Annotated in this window: 18 protein-coding genes; 12 read left to right on the top strand and 6 right to left on the bottom strand. The window is 63.0% G+C overall.

Annotated features, from left to right (window positions below):
• Positions 1-26 precede the first annotated feature (26 nt).
• Genes OKC41_RS11245 through OKC41_RS11235 form a run of 3 tightly spaced genes read left to right on the top strand, consistent with a single transcriptional unit; the run spans position 27 to position 7519 of the window.
• Positions 27-4301 (top strand): transporter substrate-binding domain-containing protein, encoded by a 4275-nt coding sequence (locus OKC41_RS11245; protein ID WP_270672031.1) that lies wholly within the window; start codon positions 27-29, stop codon positions 4299-4301.
• The gene (locus OKC41_RS11240; protein ID WP_041214588.1) at positions 4294-5505 is read left to right on the top strand and encodes an EAL domain-containing protein; all 1212 of its coding nucleotides are present in this window, start codon (positions 4294-4296) and stop codon (positions 5503-5505) included. The genes OKC41_RS11245 and OKC41_RS11240 overlap by 8 nt, the downstream gene beginning before the upstream one ends.
• A 37-nt stretch (positions 5506-5542) precedes the next feature.
• Positions 5543-7519: a methyl-accepting chemotaxis protein gene (locus tag OKC41_RS11235; RefSeq protein WP_270672030.1), complete on the top strand. Its 1977-nt coding sequence runs from the start codon at positions 5543-5545 to the stop codon at positions 7517-7519.
• 167 nt (positions 7520-7686) lie between these two features.
• Here OKC41_RS11235 and rfaH read toward each other — a convergent pair whose 3' ends face one another.
• From rfaH to metN, 4 genes are all read right to left on the bottom strand, one after another.
• On the bottom strand, positions 7687-8187 hold the full coding sequence (rfaH, locus tag OKC41_RS11230; RefSeq protein WP_010673182.1) for a transcription/translation regulatory transformer protein RfaH: 501 nt from the start codon (positions 8185-8187) through the stop codon (positions 7687-7689).
• A gap of 96 nt (positions 8188-8283) precedes the next feature.
• A complete protein-coding gene (gene metQ / locus OKC41_RS11225; RefSeq protein WP_270672029.1) occupies positions 8284-9084 on the bottom strand; it encodes a methionine ABC transporter substrate-binding lipoprotein MetQ in 801 nt (266 codons plus the stop codon).
• 26 nt (positions 9085-9110) lie between these two features.
• Positions 9111-9764, bottom strand: coding sequence for a methionine ABC transporter permease (locus OKC41_RS11220; RefSeq protein WP_029313844.1), 654 nt, complete (start codon positions 9762-9764; stop codon positions 9111-9113).
• The gene (gene metN / locus OKC41_RS11215) at positions 9745-10788 is read right to left on the bottom strand and encodes a methionine ABC transporter ATP-binding protein MetN (protein WP_039040957.1); all 1044 of its coding nucleotides are present in this window, start codon (positions 10786-10788) and stop codon (positions 9745-9747) included. Before metN ends, OKC41_RS11220 begins: the two co-directional genes overlap by 20 nt.
• Positions 10789-11260: 472 nt before the next feature.
• On the opposite strand from metN, the gene OKC41_RS11210 reads away from it, so the two are divergent.
• Positions 11261-11716, top strand: a complete 456-nt coding sequence (locus tag OKC41_RS11210; RefSeq protein WP_270672028.1) for a hypothetical protein — start codon at positions 11261-11263, stop codon at positions 11714-11716.
• A 52-nt stretch (positions 11717-11768) separates the two neighbouring features.
• Here OKC41_RS11210 and ppgK read toward each other — a convergent pair whose 3' ends face one another.
• On the bottom strand, positions 11769-12512 hold the full coding sequence (gene ppgK / locus OKC41_RS11205; protein ID WP_010673187.1) for a polyphosphate--glucose phosphotransferase: 744 nt from the start codon (positions 12510-12512) through the stop codon (positions 11769-11771).
• A gap of 83 nt (positions 12513-12595) precedes the next feature.
• Positions 12596-13750 carry a tRNA epoxyqueuosine(34) reductase QueG gene (queG, locus tag OKC41_RS11200; protein ID WP_270672027.1) on the bottom strand — a complete coding sequence of 385 codons (1155 nt, stop codon included), beginning with the start codon at positions 13748-13750 and terminating at the stop codon, positions 12596-12598.
• Positions 13751-13849: 99 nt separating this feature from the next.
• Here queG and OKC41_RS11195 point away from each other — a divergent pair, with 99 nt between their 5' ends.
• The 8 genes from OKC41_RS11195 to hflK all read left to right on the top strand — a co-directional run bounded on the left by OKC41_RS11195 (position 13850) and on the right by hflK (position 23315).
• The gene (locus tag OKC41_RS11195; protein WP_270672026.1) at positions 13850-15352 is read left to right on the top strand and encodes an NAD(P)H-hydrate dehydratase; all 1503 of its coding nucleotides are present in this window, start codon (positions 13850-13852) and stop codon (positions 15350-15352) included.
• 17 nt (positions 15353-15369) lie between these two features.
• A complete protein-coding gene (gene tsaE / locus OKC41_RS11190) occupies positions 15370-15843 on the top strand; it encodes a tRNA (adenosine(37)-N6)-threonylcarbamoyltransferase complex ATPase subunit type 1 TsaE (RefSeq protein WP_029313846.1) in 474 nt (157 codons plus the stop codon).
• Positions 15834-17384, top strand: coding sequence for an N-acetylmuramoyl-L-alanine amidase (locus tag OKC41_RS11185; RefSeq protein ID WP_052815925.1), 1551 nt, complete (start codon positions 15834-15836; stop codon positions 17382-17384). The genes tsaE and OKC41_RS11185 overlap by 10 nt, the downstream gene beginning before the upstream one ends.
• Before the next feature lie 106 nt (positions 17385-17490).
• A complete protein-coding gene (gene mutL, locus OKC41_RS11180; protein WP_201894542.1) occupies positions 17491-19374 on the top strand; it encodes a DNA mismatch repair endonuclease MutL in 1884 nt (627 codons plus the stop codon).
• A gap of 92 nt (positions 19375-19466) precedes the next feature.
• Positions 19467-20384 carry a tRNA (adenosine(37)-N6)-dimethylallyltransferase MiaA gene (gene miaA, locus OKC41_RS11175; RefSeq protein ID WP_080770083.1) on the top strand — a complete coding sequence of 306 codons (918 nt, stop codon included), beginning with the start codon at positions 19467-19469 and terminating at the stop codon, positions 20382-20384.
• Positions 20385-20456: 72 nt separating this feature from the next.
• Positions 20457-20720 carry an RNA chaperone Hfq gene (hfq, locus tag OKC41_RS11170; protein WP_011704864.1) on the top strand — a complete coding sequence of 88 codons (264 nt, stop codon included), beginning with the start codon at positions 20457-20459 and terminating at the stop codon, positions 20718-20720.
• A 63-nt stretch (positions 20721-20783) separates the two neighbouring features.
• Entirely contained in the window at positions 20784-22070 is a 1287-nt protein-coding gene (gene hflX, locus OKC41_RS11165) for a ribosome rescue GTPase HflX (protein ID WP_010673194.1), read from the top strand.
• A gap of 93 nt (positions 22071-22163) precedes the next feature.
• Complete coding sequence (gene hflK, locus OKC41_RS11160) at positions 22164-23315, top strand: FtsH protease activity modulator HflK (RefSeq protein ID WP_010673195.1); 1152 nt, start codon at positions 22164-22166, stop codon at positions 23313-23315.
• Position 23316 lies beyond the last annotated feature (1 nt).

Below are 23316 nucleotides of genomic sequence, written 5' to 3'. Positions count from 1 at the left end.
CCCTCCGTTTCGTATGGGAGTTGATAATGTTCCGCCGCTGCTGTCGTCTCATCCTGCTATGTGGTCTGGCTTTCTGGAGCCTGATGGTTGCGGCTGCGCCGGCGCAACTGGACCAGAGCAACTTCACCCTGGACGAACTGCACTGGCTTGCCACCCATGATGAACTGGTGGTCGGCATGCCTTCGGCGGCCTGGCCACCCTATGTCTATACCGATGGGCGCGGCAACTTCACCGGCCCCCTGGATGAGTTCGCCTCCCAGATTGCAGCCAGGCTGGGGGTGAGCCTTCGCTACCGTGCCTACGTCAACAATGCGGCGGTCCAGCAGGCCTTGCTGGATGGCAAGGTCGACATGTTGATCGGGGTGGCTCCGAGCCCGACCCGCACCCTGCAGATGCAATTTACCTCCGAGCTGATGGCACTGCCCCGCGCCGTGCTGCTGACGGGGGGGCGGGAGAGCCTCTCCCTGGAGGAGGCCTATGGGGTGCGCTGGGTCTGCGTCTTCGGTGTCAGCGCCTGCGATGAGTTGCTGCGCCTTGGGATCTCGAACCTGATCACGGCCGACAGCCGGGACGAGGCGATCTTCATGCTCAAGGAGGGCAAGGCGGATGCCTACCTGGCCGAGCTGCCCATGCTGAACAGGCTGCAAGCCATGGCGGGCATGGCGCTTGCCAGGATCGACTGGATGAGGGATACCTCCCTCGCCATGGCCGTGGCGCCCAGGAATGATGTCTTGCAGGGACTGCTGGAGCGGGCCCTCGAGGATATCTCTCCCCTCGAGCGTCGCGCCATTCTGGAGGCGGGGGACATCCTCGACTATGCCCTGGTGAAAAGGAGCAGGGAGATCGTCTTCAATCCGCAGGAGCAGGCGTGGTTGCAAGCACATCCGGTCATCCGCTACGGGGTTGCCCCGGATTGGCCCGGGATGAGCGAGGTGGACGACAGGGGGCGGCTCAAAGGGCTCATTGCCGATCTGCTGACACTGATGAGCCAGCGTGCCGGGCTCCAGTTCACCCTGGTGCCGACCCGGAGCTGGGCCCAGAGCATGGCGCTCTTCCAGGATCGCAAGCTGGATCTCATCCCGGCCATGACTCCCACCGCGGAGCGTCAGCAGTTTGCCCGGTTTACCCCCAACTACGCGTCGATCAACCGGGTGGTCGTGGCGAGGCAGGGGATGGCCGAGCTCACCGCCGCCAGGGTACTGAAAGGGCACAGGGTGGGCATGGTGGGGGGCTCGGTGGAGCAGGTCTTGCTGAACGAGGTGGGGGCCATCGCGGTGCCGGTGGCCAGCGATGCCGAATTGCTGCCCCTGCTGGACCAGCAGAAGGTCGACTATGTGCTGATGAGCACCACCACCCTGGAGCAGTCGCTGCAAAAGGGATTCAGCGACCGCTACCAGGTGGTCTTCTCCGGCAGCGACCTGCGGGTACCCATCGCCATGGCGACCCAGTTGCAGGACCCCATGCTGCAGCAGATCCTCACCAAGGTGCTGATCGCCATTCCCTCCGACGAGCTCTCCGCCCTGGAGAAAAAGTGGCTCTCCCTGACCATACAGACGGGACTGGATCCGAAGACGGTGCTGCTCTGGTCCTCCCTTGGCGGCGGCATCTTCCTGCTCTGCCTCTTGCTGTTCATGGGCTGGAACCGGACGCTGCGCCGCCAGATCAGCCAGCGGCGGGAGGCCGAGCGGCGGCTCGAGGAGCAGCTGGTGTTTGTCCAGATGATGCTGGATGCCCTGCCCAACCAGGTGGTGCTGACCAACGAGCGCTATGAAGTGGCAATGACGAACCGGGCGTACCGGCAGATGTTTCTCGGCGGGGAGAACCTGACGGGCTCCTATGAGCGGTTGCTCCAGGATCGATTGCCCGAGTCGATCCGTGCCAGGGTGATGGAGGAGGATGCCAGCGTCTGGGAGAGCGGAGAGGAGCTCCATGGCCGGGGCGAGATCCGGTTTGATGACGATCGCCTGCACCAGATGATCTACACCAAGCGGCTCTTTGCGGGGCCCGATGACAAGCGGCTCGGGATCCTGACCGTGCTGACCGACGTGACCGAACTGGAGCAGGCACGGTTTGCGGCCCAGGAGGCGCAGACCCGGCTGACCCAGATCACCGACAGCATGCCGGGTCTGGTCTATCAGTATCACTGGCTTGGGCCGGGCAAGGGGCACTTTCTCTACACCTCGCAAGGGGTCAGGGAGATGGTGGGGGTCGAAGAGGAGCAGGCCGGCATGGCGGTCACCGGTGCCTCCATCCTGGGGCTGACAGGCAAGGCGCACCAGGACTTCGTGGCCACGGTGGATCGTCATGCCCTGAGCATGCAGCCGCTGGATCTCGAGGTGGAGATCCGGCGCCAGGGGGAGGCGGGCTATTTGCAGATCCGTGGTCATTTCGTTCACCAGGAGGGGCTTGAAGGGGTAATATTGAACGGCGTGGTGCAGGACATCACCAAGCTCAAGCGCCAGGAGCTGGAGCTGCGCCAGGCCAGGCGGGTGGCGGAGGAGGCGACCCAGGTGCGCAGCCGCTTCCTCGCCACCATGAGTCATGAGCTTCGCACTCCCATCTCCGGCATGCACGGCATGCTGGAGCTGCTGCAAATGAGCGCGCTGGATGACGATCAGCGCTACATGTTGCGCAATATCTCGACCTCCACCAACCATCTGCTCTATCTGGTGAACGACATCCTGGACTTCTCCAAGATGGAAGCCGGGCAGTTGCAACTGCACCCCCATCACTGCCGCCTGACCTCGGTGATTTGCGATGTCATCCGGGGACATGCGGCCCTGGCCTATGGCAAGGGGCTCAACGTGACCCTGCGGTGGGGGAAGACGGTGCCGGATCTGGCCTGCATTGACGGGATAAGGGTGGGGCAGGTGATCTCCAATCTGTTGAACAACGCGGTGAAGTTCACCGAGGCAGGGGCGATCGCCATCCAGGTGGATTATGAAGACGACCGGCTGGCCTTCCGGGTCCGGGATACCGGGATCGGCATCGCCCTGGAGCAGCAACGCACCCTCTTCATCCCGTTCAAGCAGGTGGAGTCCGACACCAACCGCCGGTTTGGCGGCACCGGGCTTGGGCTTGCCATCTGTCATCAACTCACCCAGAAAATGGGGGGGAGCCTGACCCTGGAGAGTACCCCCGGAATGGGCACCTGCGTGACTTTCACGCTGCCCCTGGCCGAGTGCCAGTGGGAAGCGCCGCCCCTGACCGGTCAGGTATGGTGGTGGTTTGGGGAGGATGAGGGGCTGGAATCGGTGATGGCCAGGCTGGGCGCCAGACTGGTACGCATGGAGGCACACCATTGGCAGCAGCCCCTCGAGGGGCATCTGTTGGCGCAGGAGAATCACCTGGAGCAGGCCCTTGGCAGTGACTGGCTGGCCTGTTTGCAGCGTTCGAACCTCAAGGGCATAGTACTCTCTCCCCATGAGGCCCTGCGGGGGCGAATGGGGGGCGACGCTTGGTGGCGACTGGGACAATCGCCTCTCTACCCCGATCTGTTGCTGGAAACCTGCCAGTCACTGTTCAACCAGCAGGCGAGCCAGTCGATGGGGATGGAGGGGGATAAGCTCAGGGGGCGGGTGCTGGTGGCGGATGATCACCCCGTCAACCGGGCATTGCTGACGAGGCAGCTCGCTATCCTGGGGCTCGAGTCCGAGGTGGTGGAAGATGGCGAGGAGGCGCTGCGCGCCTGGCAGGGGCAGGACTTCGCCCTGCTGCTGACCGACTGCCACATGCCGGTGATGGATGGCTATGCCCTCACGCGAGCCTTGCGGGATGCCGGGGACAGTGCTCCCATTATCGGGGTGACGGCCGATACCTCTGAGGAGGCGAGCCAGCAGATGCGTGATGCCGGCATGAACGACATGCTGTTCAAGCCCTACAGCCTGGATGCCCTGAGCCAGACCCTGGGACGCTGGTTGCCGACTCAGGAAGAACAGCTCGCCTCGGAGGCGCCCCGGCAAGCCAGGGTTCAGCTACCTGGCATAAGCTGGTTGACCCTGTTCGGGGATGAGGCGGTGGCTCGCAGCATGGCCAGCGAATACCTGGAAGCCAACGAGCAGGATGGCGAGGACATGAGGCTGGCGCTGGCCAGCCAGGATACCCAGGCGCTGGTGGAGACGGCACATCGCATCAAGGGGGCCGCGCGCATGGTAGGACAGCAGGCATTGGCAGAGGAGGCGGCCCGGCTGGAGGCGGCGGCCAGATTGAAACAACTGGACAAGCTCGATGACCTGGCCAGGGCGGTACAGGCATTGATGGACTCTATCAGAGGTGAAACGGGGTTATGGCTCGATGAATAGCGCACGGCATGAGTTGGCGATCATGGTGGTGGAGGATCACAACTTCCAGCGCAAGGCCCTGATGCACCAGATCCGCGGACTGGGCTACGGCAACCTGCTGGAGGCGCAGGACGGGGAGGAGGCGCTGGCACAGTGCCAGCACCACAGGGTCGACATCCTGTTCTGCGATCTGCGCATGCCGGGCATGGATGGCATGGCGCTGCTGCGCCGCCTCTCCCTTGGCGGGTTCCGCGGCGGCATTGTGCTATGCAGCGCCCTGGAGGATGACGTGGTCGATGCCGTGCTGCGCATGAGCCGGGCCTATGGCCTGCAGGTGCTGGGGCGCATCGAGAAACCCGCGTCTCCCCAGCAGATCGCGCAGCTCATCGGTGCCTGGCGGCCCCAGCAGGTGCGCAGCCAGGAAGAGGATGGTTATCACCTGACCCTGGATGAGCTGCGCCGGGCGCTGGATCAGGACCAGTTGCTGCCCTGGTATCAACCCAAGGTGGGATTTCACAACGGGGAGTGGCTCGGCATGGAGGCGCTTGCCCGCTGGCAGCACCCCGAATATGGCCTCATCTCGCCAGCCCGTTTCATCCCGCTGGCGGAGCACAACGGGCTCATCGACCCGCTCACCGAGGTGATCATCGGCAAGGCGCTGCGGGACGGCCACCTGTGGGAGAAGACCGGGCTCTCCCTGAACCTGTCGATGAACCTCTCCACCACCTCCCTCATCGAGGGGGATCTGTGCAACACCCTGCTCAGCCACTGCCAGCGCTGGAGCATCAACCCCGAGCTCATCACCCTCGAAGTGACCGAGAGCGCCTTCGTCAAGGATCTCGGCAAGTCGCTAGAGGTGCTGACCCGCTTGCGGATGCACGGTTTTGGTCTCTCCATCGATGATTTCGGGACCGGCTACTCCTCCATGCAGCAGCTCGCCCTGCTCCCCTTTACCGAGTTGAAACTGGACAGATCCTTCGTGGATCGCTGCTATGAAGATCCCTCTCGCCTAGCCATCATCGAGTCCAGCATCGAGCTGGCTCGCAAGTTGGGCTTGAAATCGGTGGCCGAGGGGGTCGAAGATGAGGCGACCTGGCAATTGCTGGCGAAGCTGGGGTGCGATCAATGCCAGGGCTTCTTCTCCGCCCGTCCCATGCCCCGCGAGGAGCTGATGGGATGGCATCAGGGTTGGCAGGCTCGTTTGCCCGCGCTCATCAGACGCTAATCCCGGGCAGGATGCCCGACGAATTCCAAGGATGGCCATGAAAATATCAAGCAAGTTGTTGTTGAGCTTCTGTTTTATCAACCTGCTCATCATTCTCTCCTCCGCCCTTGTCTATCATCAGCTCGGCCGGATCGAAGGCTCGCAAGATGCCTTGCTGGCCCAGGCCCTGCCCGCCCTGCAGCGGGACGAGGCGAGCCAGAAAGCCCTGATTGCCACCGTATCCTCCCTGCGGGCCTATCTCATCCTCGGCAAGGATCCGGCACAGGGGGCCCGCATCAAGCAGGAGTGGGAAGAGGCCTGGCACGCCATCGATCGCCAGCGTTTCACCCCCGACCTGACCCGGTCACTCAAGGATTTCAAGGGGGCACAGTCACAGGTGTGGGCCCTGGCTCACACCGAAGAGAACCTGCCCGCCCACACCCTGATGCTGCTGGAGGCCGGCCCCCTGGCGGAATCGGCCCTCGATCAGTTGCAGTCTTTTGCCAATGAAGAGGTGGCGACGCCCCAGGCGACGTTGCCCGGTGACAGGCGCCTGCTGCTCAAGCAGGTGGGGGATGCCTACAACAGCCTGGGCAATGCGCTCTCCGCCCTGCGGGATTTCCTCATCTCGGGGGAGAAGGAGTACCTGGACAAGTACCGGGACTACTACCAGTTTCACCAGCAGCGGGTGGCCGAGCTGAAACAGCAGGAGGCCAACTTCACCGAGGCACAAAAGGGGCTCTGGACGCTCTTTGAAGAGATGTCAGCCCCCTTTGCCGAGCTGGTCGGCCAGGTGATCGAGAAGCGCCAGGCCCCGGACTGGGACAGGGCCAACCACCTGATGGCCACCGAGATAGAGCCCGCCCTGACCCGGCTGGCGGGTCAGCTGGCGACTCAGGTGACCCATACCCGTGCCGAGGTGGACAAGATGGCGGGGGAGATGGCGGCCGCCAGTCAGGCTATTCACCGCACCCTGCTGCTGGCCACCACCAGCGTCATCCTGCTGGGCACCCTGGTGGCCCTGCTGTTCAGCCGGCGCCTGACCCGGGACATCGCCAGCCTGGTGAAACGGGCGGGCCTGGTGGCCGATGGCCGCCTCCCCGTCACCCCCTTGCCCGTGCTTCGTCAGGATGAGCTGGGAGGGCTCACGGGCTCCATCAACCGGATGTCGGCACAGTTGCGCGAGCTGGTGGGGGAGATCCAGGGGGCGGTCGGTCAGGTGGAAGGGGCTGGCCGCGAGGTGGGCCAGACCACCAATGCCATCGTGGATGATCTGGCGAGCCAGAATCAGCGGCTCGATGCGGTGGCAGCCGCCATCGAGCAGATGTCGGTCAGTACCCGGGATGTGGCGGGCAACATTGCGGACGCGGCGGGAGCGGCTCGCCAGACCGAGCAACAGGCAAGGGAGGGAGAACAGGCCCTCGCCCGCATGGGGACCACCATGGCGCAGATTGGTGCCATGATTGCCCAGGCAAACCAGGCGATGACGCAGCTCAGCAGCCAGAGCGAGCAGGTGGGGAGGGTCACCGAAGTGATCGCCACCATCGCCGAGCAGACCAATCTGCTGGCACTCAATGCGGCCATCGAGGCGGCGCGAGCCGGTGAGCAGGGACGGGGATTTGCCGTGGTGGCCGATGAAGTGAGGCAGTTGGCCAGCCGCACCAGCGCATCGACCATGGAGATCAACCAGACCATTGCCAGCATCCAGCAGCAAACCCGGGAGACCGCGGATACCGTGGGCAGCGGTACCCTGCTGGTGGAGCAGGGGCGCGGCGCCGTGGCCTCGGTGACCGAGACCCTGGAGTCGATGGCGACGCTGGTGCAGGATCTCAGCGGCCAGCTTGCCGCCATCGCCACCGCCACCGAGCAGCAGTCAAGGGCGGCGCAGGAGGTGGCGGGGACGGTGGAGGAGATTGCCGGGCTCAGCCATCAGTCCAGCGAGCATGGCCAGCAGGGGGAGCAGATCGCCGCCCGCCTGACCCGGGAGACGGGGAGACTGACATCGGCCATCAGCCGATTCGAACTGGATGCCTGACGCAAGGGAGAGAAAAACGGGGCAGACCTCTGGGTCTGCCCCGTTTTTTTCGGCCCGACAACCTGGTGGTGGAAGAATGCACGACGCAGGTGCGGTCCTGACCGTTCGGGAGCAGGGGGATGGTGTCTTGTGTACTGCCCTGTGGCTCTTTCTGCCGACAGGACGGGTCACTCCAGGCGGCGGAAGGCCTGGTTTTCGAAGCTGCTGCAGGTCTCCTGGTTGAGCAGGTTGACCAGCAGGATGGCCCGCTTTTCGCCATCCGGCTCCAGATAGATGGCTTCAAACCCGGCGAGGGGACCGGATTCGATAAGTACCTTGTCTCCCTGGGTCGGCAGACGGGCATAGCTGGCGCGCGCCTCGTCGCTGTCGTCCCGGCTCATGAGCCGGTAGATCAGCTGGCTGCTGACGGGGGTCCACTCCTTGCCGAAGTGGATGATGCGACTGATGCCCCGGGTCGATTTCAGGGTGACTGGGGTGACCTCTTCCAGATCCACGTAGATGAAGAGGTAGTTGGGGAACATGGGCTCGCGCTGGGGCACGCGCTTGCCTCGCCGCAGTTTTTCAATCTCGACCATGGGGTAATAGGATTCAACGCCCTGGGCTGCCAGATGGGCGCGGGCGCGGGCCTCTTCCTTGGGTTTGCAGTAGGCCAGATACCATTTCTTCATTGTTGTTCTGTTTTTCGTGTTGCCGTGCTTCTGGCTATGATAACGGGGGTAAAAAAAAGGCCACGCTTGACGTGGCCTTTTTTCCAGAGTGAGTGATTACCAACCTTTCACCAGACCGCCCTTGAACAGTTCGGTTCCCTTCTTGAAGACCTCGTCGGTCTGGAAGGACTGGACGAACTCCTTGACCTTCTCGTCGTCCTTGTTGTTCTCGCGAGCAACGATCAGGTTGACGTAGGGGGACTCCTTGTCTTCGACAAACAGGCCGTTCTCGGTCGGGGTCAGACCAATCTGACCGGCGAAGGTGTTGTTGATGATGGCCAGATCCACGTCTTCCAGGGAGCGCGGCAGTTGTGCGGCTTCCAGCTCGACGATCTTGAAGTTGCGCGGGTTGCTGGCGATGTCCAGTACGGTCGCTTCCAGACCGGCACCCTCTTTCAGCTTCAGCAGGCCCTGCTTTTCCAGCAGGATCAGGGAACGACCCAGGTTGGTCGGATCGTTCGGCACCGCGATCTGGGCACCGTCTTTCAGCTCGGACAGGGCCTTGACCTTCTTGGAGTAACCGGCGATCGGGTAGACGAAGGTGTTGCCGACCGGCACCAGCTTGAAGCCGCGATCACGGATCTGGGCATCCAGGTAGGGCTTGTGCTGGAAGGCGTTGACGTCGACGCTGCCGTCGTTCAGGGCCACGTTCGGGGTGACGTAGTCGGAGAAGGTGACTACTTCGACGGTCAGGCCGTATTTTTCCTTGGCCACCTTGGCCGCGGTCTCAACCAGCTCGGTCTCGGGACCGGCGATGGCGCCCACCTTCAGGGTCTTGTTCTCTGCCTTCTGGCCGCAGCCGACCAGTACCAGGGTTGCCAGCAGCGCAGCTGCTGCGGATTTGATGCCCAATTTCATAAAAACCTCCTGTCAGAAATCGACGATTAACGATGATCACATTGTTTGACCAGGCGCTCACCCGCGCTCTGGATGAGTTGAACCAGCACCACCAGAATGACCACGGTGACCAGCATGACGGTGGGATCGAAACGCTGGTAGCCGTAGCGAATACCCACATCACCGAGACCACCGCCTCCGATGGCACCAGCCATGGCGGAGTAGTTCACCAGGGTGACGAGGGTGATGATGACGCTGTTGAGGATCCCCGGCAGGGCCTCGGGCAGCAGCACCTTGGCGATGATTTGCAGGGGCTTGGCCCCCATGGCCTTGGCCGCTTCCAGCAGGCCGTCAGGCACCTCCATCAGGGCCCCTTCCACCAGGCGGGCGATGAAGGGAATGCAGCCCACGGTCAGCGGCACGATGGCGGCGATGGTGCCGATGCTGGTGCCGACGATGAAGCGGGTCAACGGAATGATGGCGACCAGCAGAATGATGAAGGGCACCGATCGACCGACGTTGACGATGACGCCCAGGACCTTGTTGAGCAGCGGATTGGCCAGGATCTGGCCCGCCTTGGTCACGTGCAGCGCCACGCCGAGCGGCAGGCCGAGCAGGCAGCCGAACAGGGCGGAGGCAAACACCATGATGAGGGTGTCGCCCAGAGCCGAAATCAGCAGATTAATCATTGCTTCGGACATAACCCATTACCTCCAGCTGAATGTGGTTGTCGATGAGGAACTGTTGGGTGGCCTCGCACTGGGCCTCGTCCCCGAACAGTTCCGCCAGCAGGAAGCCGAACTTGACGCCACCGGCGTATTCGATGTCTGCGCTCAGGATGCTGATGTCGATGTTGAAACGGCGGCTCGCCTCGGAAATCAGCGGCGAATCCACCGTGGTCCCGGTAAAGCCGAGCTTCACCAGGGGATAGCTGCCGGGCACCCGGTCGCTACTCATCCGATCCTGATACTCCTGGGGCACTTCCAGGTGGATGGTGGAGTGGATGAAATCCCGGGCCAGCTGGGTCTTGGCATTGCTGAAGAACCAGGCCACTTCCCCCTGCTCGATGAGACGGCCGTCGCTGATGATGGCCACTTCGTCGCAGATCCCCTTCACCACGTCCATTTCGTGGGTGATGAGCAGTATGGTGAGCCCCAGCTTGACGTTGATCTCCTTGAGCAGGGTCAGGATCGAGCGGGTGGTCTGGGGGTCGAGGGCCGAGGTGGCCTCGTCGCACAGCAGGACCTTGGGAGCCGGTGCCAGGGCTCGGGCGATGGCGACGCGCTGCTTCTGCCCGCCGGAGAGCTCGGACGGATAGGCGTGGGCACGGGCTTCCAGCCCGACCAGGGCCAGCAGTTCGCTGACCCGGCTCTGGATCTTGTCCTTGCTCCAGCCCGCCAGCTCCAGCGGGAAGGCGATGTTGGCGGAGACGGTGCGAGAGGCCAGCAGGTTGAAGTGCTGGAAGATCATGCCGATCTGGCGGCGAGCTTGAGTCAGATCCCGCTCGCTCAGGGCGACCAGGTCCTGGCCATCGACGATGACCTGCCCCTCGGTGGGGCGCTCCAGCAGGTTGACGCAGCGGATGAGGGTACTCTTGCCGGCACCGGAGGCGCCGATCACCCCGAAGATCTTGCCTTGGGGCACATGCAGGCTCACGTCACGCAGGGCGTGCACGGCATCACTGCCTTTACCGTAGACTTTGTTGAGACCGATCAACTTAATCATGGATTCTTCCGTGCTAACAGCCTTAAAGCACAGGGCGCTACAGGCGGGTAAATTGGGCAGAGGTTTCACTGGGTATCTCTGTCATCATGGAGGATGATGCTAAGATGTCCGGATGGCTGTGTCAACGCATGTTTTTACGTCTAGACGTCTAAAAAATGGATAAGGATTCCCGCCATTTGACTATGGTGTGGAGGTATCACCACCAGCATCAATATTAGATTCCGATTTGATGACTCTAGTCCGAATATAAGATGGTAAATATCTCTTATGTCGTCGATTTGATGTCTCCCCTTCGGACAAGGTGCCCGGTCGTCCGGGCAGCCTCGCTGCCGGTTTCCCCTTCCTCTTGCTGTCTCTTTTTCTGCTTTCTTTTCCATCTCCTTGATGCAGAACAATAAATGACCAGTTCGTGGCCGTGTCGACATGCCAGCTCCCTATACTGGCTGCAGGTAGATGCCAGGAGGGAGGCGAGATGCGATTCCAACAGATCAAGGACCTGATGCTCTATCTCGAGGAGCTTCATCATCGGCAAGGGCGCATTTACGGGCGCCAGATCCCCCGGGTGGATGCTGAGCGCAGCAGAATGTTGCTGGCCTATCTGCAAGGGCGGGAGGATGCCGCGGCGGCTCATCTGCACGATTATCGCGAGCAGATGGGCAGCGCGGTGAAGGAGACCTGGCTGGATCAGGGATTTGGCGAGGATCTGCTGGCCGAGGGGGATCGTCTGGCGCTGCCCGCCACAACCCAGCCCGCGGAGATAGTGGCCCTGGTGTCACGCCAGGAGGAGAGGCTCATCGGCGAGCTGGAACGTCTGGCCCGGGAGTGCCTCACGCCCGACACGGCGGCGCTGCTGAAAGCCCTGGCCTCCATGGCCCAATCCCGCCTGACCCGTCTGGTACACGGTGCTCATCGCCTCGACGATCTCTGAGCCCGGATGAGAGAGACCCGGCACGGGCCGGGTCTTTTGATGTTGCTGGCGGTCAGCCCCCTTGCCGGGCCGCGCCATAGAGGGCGGCGCCTATGATGCCGGCCTGGTTGAGGTTCGCGGCCGCCACCAGGGGAGCCCGGGTCTCAATCTTGTCGATGAACTTGTCGAGCTTGGCGGCGCTGCCGCCCCCCAGGATGAAGAGGTCGGGGGAGAACAGAAACTCCAGGCGAGCCAGGTATTTGTTGAAACGTTTGCCCCAGCGGCCCCAGGAAAGATCCTCGCGCTTGCGCACCGCATCGGAGCAATAGTGTTCGGCCACCATGCCTTCCAGCATCAGGTGACCCAGTTCGGTATTGGGCAGCAACTGGCCATTGACGAAGACGGCGGTACCGATGCCGGTGCCGACGGTGATGAGGATGATGACGCCCTGGCGATCCTGCCCAGTGCCAAAGCGCATCTCCGCCAGACCGGCCGCATCGGCGTCGTTCAGGACATGGCAGGGCAGGCCGGTCACATCGGCAAACAGGTGGGCGGCATCGGTCTCAATCCAGCTCTTGTCGATGTTGGAGGCATTCTTGGCGATGCCGTTGTGGATGGTGGCGGGAAAACCGCACCCCACGGGCCCCTTCCATTGGAAGTGCTCGACCAGCGCCTTGAGGGTGTGTGCCACGGCGGCCGGGGTTGCCGGTTGCGGTGTGGCGATGCGGTGGCGTTCGCCAATCAGCTCCCCGGTTTCGGTGTCGACCAGGCAGCCCTTGATCCCGGACCCCCCAATATCTACTCCCAGCATCTGCATCAGAATCTTCCTTTTATTGTGCCGATGTTCAATGGTCGGCAGAGCATGAAAAAATGGCTGCGATCCGGCAAGTGCCAGATCACTTATGCGTGATCCGGCAGACCTTTTTCGATGCAGCGGATCAGCAATCGCGTCTTTTTATTCTCTTCCTGCTGACGCCTGGCCAGGGTCGCCAGCGCCCACTCGATATGCTCGGCCACCATGGGCGCCGCCTCAGGCAGCGCCTGTTGCAGGGCGGCCAGGACCTCGCTGCTGGCCGGTCCGTTGCCAAGGGCCACCGCCAGGTTGCGGCGCCAGCGCTGATAGCCGATGCGGCGGATGGGGCTGCCTTCCGTGTGTTTGAGAAATTCGGCCTCGCTCCAGCCCCACAAGGTCAAGAGGGGCGGGCGGTGCAGATTGGGGCGCGGACTGAAGTCGGGCTCCGGGCTGGCATCGGCATAGCGGTTCCAGGGGCAGATGAGCTGGCAGTCGTCACAGCCATAGATGCGATTGCCCATGAGCGGCCTGAACTCCTCGGGAATGGGGCCGTCATTCTCGATGGTGAGATAGGAGATGCAGCGCCGTCCGTCTACCACATAGGGGGCGATGATGGCACCGGTGGGGCAGATATTGATGCAGGCCACGCACTTGCCACACAGCTCCTTCTCCACCGGGGCATCCACGGGCAGCGGCAGGGCGATGAGCAATTCTCCCAGAAAGAAGAAAGAGCCGGCGGACTCGTTGATCAGCAGCGAGTGCTTTCCCACCCAGCCAAGGCCGGCCTTGGCCGCCAGCGGCCTTTCCAGAATAGGGGCCGAGTCGACGAAGGGGCGCCACTCGCCCAGGGTTTGTCCCGCTGCCCGCAACAGGGTGTCGCACCGCAGCTCGATGCGCTCCCCCAACTGTTTGAGCCGGTTGCGCAGCACCTTGTGGTAGTCGCGGCCGAGGGCATAGCGGCTGATGTAGCCGAGGGTGGGATCGCGCAGGGTGGCGGCAAAGCCCGCCTCGAACGGCAGATAGTTCATTCGCACCGAGATGACCCGCAAGGTGCCCGGCAACAGCTCGTGGGGGCGGGCCCTCATCATGCCGTGGCGCGCCATGTAGTCCATGGTGCCGTGATAACCGGCATCCAGCCAGGCCTGCAACCTCGGCTCTTCCAGGGTGAGATCGGTGTCGGCGATGCCGACCTGGTCAAATCCTAGCTCCCTTGCCCAGAGCTTGATATCGTGGGCCAGTTGCGCAAGTTCGGCAGCCGTCATGCAGCATCCCCCCTCTGCCTGCAGGAGTGTGGCAGGCGCAGGGCGGCAATATGGCGTGCCAGTTGCCGGGTCATGGGATGATGAAACGTGGGGGCCGTCATGGTAGAGGTGTTCGGGGGCGCTATCCGCAAAAATGAGTGGGAGAGTCTAGCACAACCCCTGTGGCGGGCCGAGCAGATCCGCAGCATGGAACGGCGCTGGGCCGAGCAGGAGGGGTTGCCCCTCTATGTACTGATGGAGCGGGCCGGGACTGCGCTGTGCAACTATGCCTGTCACCACTGGCCCGACAGCCGTCAGTGGTGGATCTTCGTCGGCCCTGGCAACAACGGTGGGGATGGCTACGTGCTGGCCCGCCTTGCCCGGCGCATCGGCCTCGAACCTTTGGTGATTGCCGCCCGGGCTCCCGGCCTGCTGAGGGGAGATGCCAGGCGGGCTGCCGAAGAGTGGCTCGCGTCGGGGGGAAGCGTGACCATGGCCGAGGATCTGCTGCCCGCCACGCTGCCGCCGCCGGATCTGGTCATAGACGCACTGCTCGGTACCGGCGTCCAGCTTCCCCTCTCCTCGTCAATGACAAAGATCGTCGCAACAATCAATGGCTTGAACGCACCCGTGCTGGCGGTGGATCTCCCCTCCGGTCTCAATGCCGACACCGGCCGCGCCATGGGCGCACTGGTGCGTGCCACCCGCACCCTCACTTTCATCGGCATCAAGCAGGGCATGCTCACCGCCGACGGGGTGGACGGAGTCGGCCACCTCGACCGGGATCCCCTGGGAGTGACGCCGGGGGAGGAACGGGTTCCCGCTGCCGAGCGGATCGATTATCCCAGCCTCAAGGGGTTGCTGACCCCGCGCAGGCGCTCGGCTCACAAGGGACACAGCGGCAAGGTACTGCTGACGGGGGGGAACCTCGGCATGCAGGGGGCCATCCTGCTGGCGGGTCAGGCCTGTCTGCGGGCGGGGGCGGGATTGGTACGCCTGCGCCAGCACCCGGATTGCCCGGCGGCCAGCCTGGTTCAACCCGAGCTGATGGGATGCCCGGCGGACATGGATGAAGGGTGGGCATCGGTGCAGGTACTGGGCCCCGGGCTCGGTCAGGATGGGTGGGGCCGGGCCCGGTTCGAACAGGGCATCGGAGCCGCCGTGCCACTGGTATTGGACGCCGATGGATTGAATTGGCTGGCGCAGGCCCCCCGTCATCAGGATAATTGGGTGCTCACACCCCACCCCGGGGAGGCGGCTCGCCTGCTGGGTTGCTCCATCGCCGAGGTCGAGGGGGACAGGTTTACGGCCGTCTCGCGACTGCAACAGCGCTACGGTGGTGTGGTGTTGCTCAAGGGGGCGGGGTCGCTCATCTGCGACGGCAGGCGCATTTCCCTGTGCGACGAGGGCAACCCCGGCATGGCCAGTGGCGGCATGGGTGACCTCTTGTCTGGTATAATCGCCGCCCTTCTGGCTCAGGGCTGGTCTGCGGGCATGGCCACCCGACTCGGGGCCGTGATCCACGCAGAGGCCGCCGATCTGGCCGCTGCCGAGGGTGAGAGGGGCATGCTGGCATCGGATCTGCTGCCCTGGATCCGTCGTCTGGTTAATCCGACACAGTAACAAGTAACAAGAAGAACATGGCAAAAACCTTGATGATGACACTGCCGGACGAGGCAGCAACAGTGGCGCTGGGTGGCCGTCTGGCAAAGGCGTGCCAGCAGGCCACCACGGTATTTCTGCACGGTGCCCTCGGGGCCGGCAAAACCACCCTGACCCGAGGCTGGGTGCAGGGACTGGGTCATGAGGGCAAGGTCAAGAGTCCGACCTATACCCTGGTGGAGCCCTATGAGCTTGCCCAGTGGCAGGTCTATCACTTCGATCTCTATCGACTGGCGGACCCGGAAGAGCTGGAGTTCATGGGCATTCGCGACTATTTCGCCGCCGATACCCTCTGCCTGGTGGAGTGGCCAGAGAAGGGCGACGGCTGGCTGCCAGCCCCGGATCTCGAGATCACCCTGAGTTATGCAAACGAGCAGCGCGAGGTGCAGATTGATGCCCGCACTGCTATCGGCGAAGCCATTCTGGAACGGTTGTCATCTCAGTGCGCGTGATCCTTGTTTTTGTTCTCTCCCTGATGGCATTGCCCACCTGGGCCAATCAGCTCAAGAGTGTGCGGGTGTGGCCATCACCGGACAACACCCGGGTGGTGCTCGACATGAGCAGCGCCCCCAATTTCAACTACTTCACCTTGACCGGTCCGAACCGTCTGGTCATCGACCTGAAAGGGGCGAGCAACGCCACCAACCTGGCCCGCATCGAGAACAAGAGCGAGCTGGTGCGCAAGATCCGCGAGAGCACGCCGCTGGAGAAGGGCGGCCTGCGACTGGTGCTGGATCTCGGCTCTGCCATCAAGCCGGTGGTCTTCCCGCTGGCGCCGGCAGGCCCCTATGGCCACCGTCTTGTGATCGATCTTCCCTATGAAGAGAAGGGGAGCGCTGCGGCGCAGCCCGCTCCCGTCGGGGGGCACGGCAAGGCCATCGTCATCGCCATCGATCCTGGTCACGGCGGGGAAGATCCGGGCTCCATCGGCCCGCGCCGCACCTACGAGAAGCGGGTGACCCTGGCGGTCTCCCAGAAGCTGGCGACCCTCATCGACCGGGAGCCCGGCATGCGCGCCGTGCTGACCCGCCGTGGCGACTACTTCGTCGATCTCAACAAACGCTCCGAGATTGCCCGCAAGGCCAAGGCAGACCTGCTGGTGTCGGTGCATGCCGACAGCTTCCACAACTCGACTCCTCGCGGCGCCTCCGTCTGGGTGCTGTCGACCAACCGCGCCAACCGCGAGATGGGGAGCTGGCTCGAGAAGCAGGAGAAACAGGGGGAGCTGCTGGGAGGCGTTGGCAAGGTATTGGCCGAGTCTGATCCCAACCCCTATCTGGCGCAGACCTTCCTGGATCTCTCCATGGACAAGTCCAGGGCCGAAGGCTATGACGTCAGCCGCCAGATCCTGCGCTCGCTCGGCCGGGTGGCCAGATTGCACAAGAAGGCGCCGGAACATGCGAGTCTGGCGGTGCTGAAGGCGCCGGACATCCCCTCGGTACTGGTGGAGACGGGCTTTATCTCGAACCACGCCGAGGAGAAGCTGCTGGCCACCGCCAGCTATCAGGATCAGCTGGCCCGGGCCATCTTCGAGGGGATCCGCAACTATTACCGCAGTCATCCGACCAAGGGGCCCATGCTCACCGGCAAGGGCCAGGTTGCTGCCCCGCCGCGTCAGGCGCCTGCCAGCAAGCCGGTCGCCGTCAGCAAGCCGGCTGCCCAGCCAACGCAGCAGGTCGTAACCAACCGGATGCCGGCGAGCGAGCCCTATCGCGTCGGTGATGGCGGCGCCCCGGTCAGCAGTGTCGGCAGCGCCTCCGGTGCCGGCGTGATCAAACCTTACAAGGTCGCAGCCCAGGAGCCGAGTGCGCCGGTTGCCAGCGTGCAGAGCAACGACAAGTCCAACATGATCCGCCACGTGGTCACCCGTGGCCAGAGCCTCTCCCGTCTCGCCGAGAAACATGGGGTGAGTCAGGCCCGACTGGTGGAGATCAACAAGCTCAAGTCACGGGACATCCAGATAGGGCAGGTGCTCTATATTCCGCGAAAATAGCGCGGGCTGAAGAACGCCGCCCTTCTCTGCCGATGGCAGGGAGGGGCGGTGAGCGTTGATGGCGCCAGGTCCACCTCTTCCCCTTTTTCATCTGCAGGAGCAAGCGATGCCAATCCGTATATTGCCGCCGATTCTGGCCAACCAGATTGCTGCCGGTGAGGTCGTGGAGCGGCCCTCCTCCGTGGTGAAGGAACTGGTGGAAAACAGCCTGGATGCGGGGGCTGACCGGGTCGAGATCGACATCGACAAGGGAGGCGCCAAGCTTATCCGCATTCGTGACAACGGCTGCGGTGTCGCCAGGGATGAGCTGGTGCTGGCGCTGTCGCGCCACGCCACCTCCAAGGTGGCGACCCTGGACGATCTGGAAGGGATCAACAGCCTGGGCTTTCGCGGGGAGGCGCTCGCCTCCATCAGCTCCGTCTCCCGCCTCACCTTCACCTCCCGTACGGCAGAGCAGAGCGAGGCCTGGCAGGCCCAGGCGGAAGGGCGTGAGATGAGCGTCACCGTCAAGCCGGCGGCCCACCCGGTGGGCACCACGGTGGAGGTGGTGGATCTCTTCTTCAACACCCCGGCGCGGCGCAAGTTCATGCGCAGCGAAAAGACCGAATTTGCCCACATCGACGAACTGGTGCGCCGCATCGCGCTCTCCCGCTTCGACGCCACCCTGATCCTGCGCCACAACGGCAAGGTGGTGCGCCAGTACAAGGCGGCCAACACGGTGGCGGAGCAGGAGCGTCGCCTCGCCGCCGTCTGCGGCTCCCCCTTCATGCACCATGCCCTGGCGGTATCGAGCGAACACAGCGACGTGCGGTTGTGGGGCTGGCTGGCCACTCCGGCAGGGGCCAGGCCGCAGAACGACCTTCAATACACCTATGTCAATGGCCGCATGATGCGGGACAAGCTCATCAATCACGCCATCCGCCAGGCCTATGACGAGCTGCTGCCCGCCGATCGCTTCGCGGCCTATGTGCTTTATATCGAGCTGGATCCCCGCCAGGTGGACGTCAACGTCCATCCGGCCAAGCACGAAGTGCGTTTCCATCAGGCGCGTCTCATCCACGATTTCATCTTCCAGGCGCTGTTTACCGCCCTGCGCCAGGACGGAGCAGGGAGCGCCACCGATGAACCCCTGGCCGAGACCCAGGTCGAGCTGCCGGGCAGCCCGGAGATCACCTATCCGGGTCAGGCGCCGCGCACCGAGTGGTACGGTGCCGAACACGGCTATCGGGCTCCTGCCCCTGCACGAGATGGCGACGGCGTGCGGGAAGGCGGTGGTGGCAGGGGAGGACACTACCAGCCTCCCGAACCCCCGAGCCGGGCCGCGATGCGAGGCATGGGCGCCTTGCTCACCACCCTGCCCGAGGTGGCGACGCCGGCATCCCGGCCCGGAGCCGAGAGCGGTGCCGTCGAGACGCCAGCCCGAACGGGGGAGTGGCGCGCCCTGAGCCTGGTCGAGCAGGCCTATCTGCTGATGGAGCGTCAGGGGCAGCTGGCGCTGCTCTCCCTGGTGCGCGCCGAGCGTCTGTTGTTGCGCCACTGGCTGCTGGATGCCTGGGGCCAGGGGCTGGCGGCCCAGCCTCTGTTGCTGCCGGTCTCCTTCAAGCTGCCGAAAAACCTGGTCGCCCTGGTGGAGGAGCGGGAACGTCTGCTCAAACGCATGGGGATGGAGTTGAAAAGCGGGGGACGCGACACCATGATCCTGACTCGGGTGCCTGCCCTGCTGCGCCAGACCGATCTGGCCCGCCTCTTACCCGAATTGTTGCAGCTGGTCGAGAGCGGATCTGACAGTGATGCCGACGCGCAGGCTGGGGTACTATGCCAGTGGTTGGTGGAACAAGGCATAAGTGCCGAAAAAATATACGATTTTGCCACTGCCACCCGGTTGTTGACGGAACTTGTTGCCGATTTCAGTGACCAACTGGCAGACGTTCGCATGGTGCGCCCGTTGCCGCTGGCGAACGTGCTGGCCGAGTTTGCCGATGGCAACTGACGGCGTCTCGTCGTCTGTTGCATCCATATGACCAGTTTTATGCCGGTTCGCCCGTGAAGGGGCGGCCGAAGGGAGTGTTTAACGTGGCTGACTTGCCGACTGCAATTTTTCTGATGGGGCCGACGGCCTCCGGCAAGACGGATCTCGCCATTGAACTGTGCCAGGCCCTGCCCTGCGACATCATCAGCGTGGACTCCGCGCTCATCTATCGCGGCATGGACATAGGCACCGCCAAGCCGACGCCAGCCGAGCTGGCGCAGGCCCCGCACCGGCTCATCGACATCCTGGATCCCGCCATGAGCTATTCGGCGGCGGATTTTTGCAAGGATGCCCTGCGGGAGATGAAAGAGATCGCCGACCGTGGTCGCATTCCGCTGCTGGTAGGTGGCACCATGCTCTATTTCAAGGCGCTGCTGGAGGGGCTTTCTCCGCTGCCTTCCGCCGATCCCGCCATTCGGGCCGGCATCGAGGAAGAGGCTGCCCGCCTCGGTTGGCAGGCGCTCCATGACGAACTGGTGCGCATCGACCCGGTGGCCGGTGCCCGCATCCACCCCAACGATCCCCAGCGCCTGTGCCGGGCGCTCGAGGTTTACCGCATCAGCGGCAAGACCCTCACCGAGCTGACCCAGGTACAGGGAGAGGGGCTGCCCTACCGGGCGCTGCAGTTTGCCATCGCGCCGAGGGATCGGGCCGTGCTGCACCAGCGCATCGAACAGCGGTTTGACAAGATGCTGGGCAGCGGCTTCGAGCAGGAGGTCAGGGCGCTTTACGAGCGGGGGGATCTCACCCCGGATCTTCCCTCCATTCGCTGCGTGGGATACCGCCAAATGTGGGACTACCTGGCGGGGGAAGTGGAGTATGATGAGATGCGTTATCGCGGCATTGTTGCCACCCGCCAGTTGGCTAAGCGTCAGATGACCTGGTTGCGCGGTTGGCCTGATGTGACCTGGTTGGAATCTGGTGAGTCTGGCAATCTGGCCAGGGTCGTCGCCCAAGCTGGTCCGGCTTGACACTCCTGTATAATCAGGTTGTTATATTGAATATCCGGTGTTTAAAAACAACAAACTATAAGGAAAAGAAAGATGGCTAAGGGGCAATCTCTCCAAGACCCGTTTTTGAATGCGCTGCGCCGTGAGCGTATTCCTGTTTCTATCTATTTGGTGAACGGCATCAAACTGCAGGGTCAGATCGAATCGTTTGACCAGTTTGTCATTCTGCTGAAGAACACCGTGAGCCAGATGGTCTACAAGCACGCCATTTCCACCGTGGTGCCGGCCCGTGCCGTCAACCATCACCAGCACGCCCCGGGCGCCGCCGGTGAAGAGCAGGGTGAAGCCGAGGCGTGATATCCTGCGGCGAGTTCACTCGCCAACTCAGATCCATCATGATACCTGTCAAGGAGCAAGCGCTTGTTTGACCGTTACGAAGCTGGTGAACAGGCCGTTCTGGTACATGTCAACTTCAGCGATGAGGGCGAGCGGGAGGATCTGGACGAGCTCAAGATGCTGGTGAGCTCGGCCGGGGTCAATGCACTGGGGGTGATCACCACCAGTCGCAGCGCACCCAGCGCCAAATTTTTTGTCGGCAGCGGCAAGGCGGAAGAGATCGCGTCCCAGGTCCAGATGCTGGACGCCGACGTGGTCATCTTCAACCATGCCCTGACCCCCGCCCAGGAGCGCAACCTGGAGCGTCTGTTCCAGTGCCGGGTCGTGGACAGAACAGGCCTTATCCTCGATATCTTCGCCCAGCGCGCCCGCACTCACGAAGGCAAGTTGCAGGTCGAACTGGCCCAGTTGCGCCATCTTTCCACTCGTCTGGTGCGAGGCTGGACCCACCTTGAGCGACAAAAGGGGGGGATCGGTCTGCGCGGCCCGGGTGAAACCCAGCTTGAAACCGACCGACGCCTGCTGCGTGAGCGCATCAAGGCCATTTTGCGCCGCCTCGACAAGGTGGCCAAGCAGCGGGAGCAGGGGCGCCGTGCCCGCAACCGCAACGAAGTGCCGACCGTTTCTCTGGTGGGGTATACCAACGCCGGAAAATCCACTTTGTTCAACCAACTTACAGATGCCAGCGTGTATGCTGCCGACCAATTGTTCGCAACCCTGGACCCCACCCTGCGCAAATTGGTGATCCAGGATGTGGGTGATGTGATCCTGGCGGATACAGTTGGATTTATTCGGCACTTGCCCCATGATCTGGTCGCGGCCTTCAAGGCGACCCTGCAGGAGACTCGCGAAGCGGACCTGCTGCTGCACGTGGTGGACTGCGCCGATGAACAGATGCAAGAGAATATCGAGTCGGTCCAGCGTGTGCTGGCCGAGATCGAGGCGGATGACCGTCCCCAACTGATGATCTGCAACAAGATCGACAAGCTGGGGGATCGTCCGGCTGGTCTTGAACGGGATGAGGCTGGACGACCGGTGCGAGTCTGGTTGTCGGCCCAGACTGGCGAGGGCAGTGAATACCTGTTCCAGGCACTGACCGAACTGCTGGCCGGCTCCATGGTGCATCACACCCTGCAACTGCCCCCTTCCGCCGCCAGACTGCGCAGTGCGCTCTATCGGCTGAAAGGTATCGAGCAGGAAGGTTTCAGCGAGGAGGGGGACTTTGTGCTGGAAGTTCGCCTGCAACTGGCTGACTGGAACCGCCTCATGAAACAAGAAGGTGAGAGTTTACAACGCTTTATCAGGCATTGATGAGTCGATGAACATAAATGGTTTGCTGATTTCATCGCTCCTCTGTGGCCCGATAGAGATGATATCCATCCGCATGTATTAATGGAGACGCTGATGGCTTGGAATGAGCCTGGTAACAATGGCAAAGACCGTGACCCCTGGGGGAACAACGGCAAGAATCAGGGCCCCCCTGATCTGGACGAGATGCTTCGCAAGGTGAGCCGTCGTTTTGGCGGTCTGCTCGGTGGTGGCAAATCCGGTGGTGGTGACGTCGGCAAGTTCGGCCTCTCCATCGCCTTGGTGGTGGCCGTGGTGGTGTGGGTCGTCAGCGGCTTCTACACCATTCGCGAAGCCGAGCGAGGCGTGGTGCTGCGCTTTGGCGAATACTCCCACAACGTGGATCCCGGCCTGCGCTGGAAACCGACCTTCATCGACCGGGTGATCCCGGTGGACGTGGAGTCTGTCCGTTCCCTGCCGGCGTCCGGTTTCATGCTGACCCAGGATGAGAACGTGGTACGGGTCGAGATGGACGTGCAGTATCGCGTGGTCGATCCCGAGCAGTACCTGTTCAGCGTGACCAATGCAGACGAGAGTCTGAGCCAGGCCACCGACAGCGCCCTGCGCTACGTGGTGGGTCACACCCGGATGGATGATGTGCTGACCACGGGTCGTGAGAAGGTGCGTCAGGAAACCTGGCAGGTGATCGACAGCATCATCGAGCCCTATCAGATGGGTCTGCAGATCGTGGACGTCAACTTCCTGCCGGCGCGTCCGCCGGAAGAGGTGAAGGATGCGTTTGATGACGCCATCTCCGCCCAGGAAGATGAGCAGCGTTTCATCCGTGAAGCGGAAGCCTATGCCCGTGAAGTGGAGCCCAAGGCTCGTGGCCAGGTCAAACGTCTGGAGCAGGAGGCCGAAGCCTACAAGTCCCAGATCGTGTTGAAGGCCAAGGGTGAAGTCGCTCGCTTCAACGAGCTGCTGCCGCAGTATCAGGCCGCGCCCGAGCTGACCCGTGATCGTATCTACCTGGAAACCATGGAAGAGCTCTATCAGCAGGCCAACAAGGTGGTGGTCGACATGCCGGCTGGCAACAACAGCATGATCTACCTGCCGCTCGACAAGCTCTCTGGCAAGGCGAATGCCGTGCAACCGGCACGTCCTGCGGGCACCCCGGCAGTCGAGGCGGCCCAGCCGTCCAACGAAGGGGCCAACTCCACTCCGACCCCGCTGCGTGGCGGTGATCGTTTCAGCACAGGGAGAAACTGAT

It is taken from the genome of Aeromonas sp. QDB17 (assembly GCF_027705305.1).
GTDB lineage: Bacteria > Pseudomonadota > Gammaproteobacteria > Enterobacterales > Aeromonadaceae > Aeromonas > Aeromonas caviae.
The sequence above is the reverse complement of the archived record's forward strand: the minus strand, read 5'-3'. Positions and strand labels throughout refer to the sequence as shown.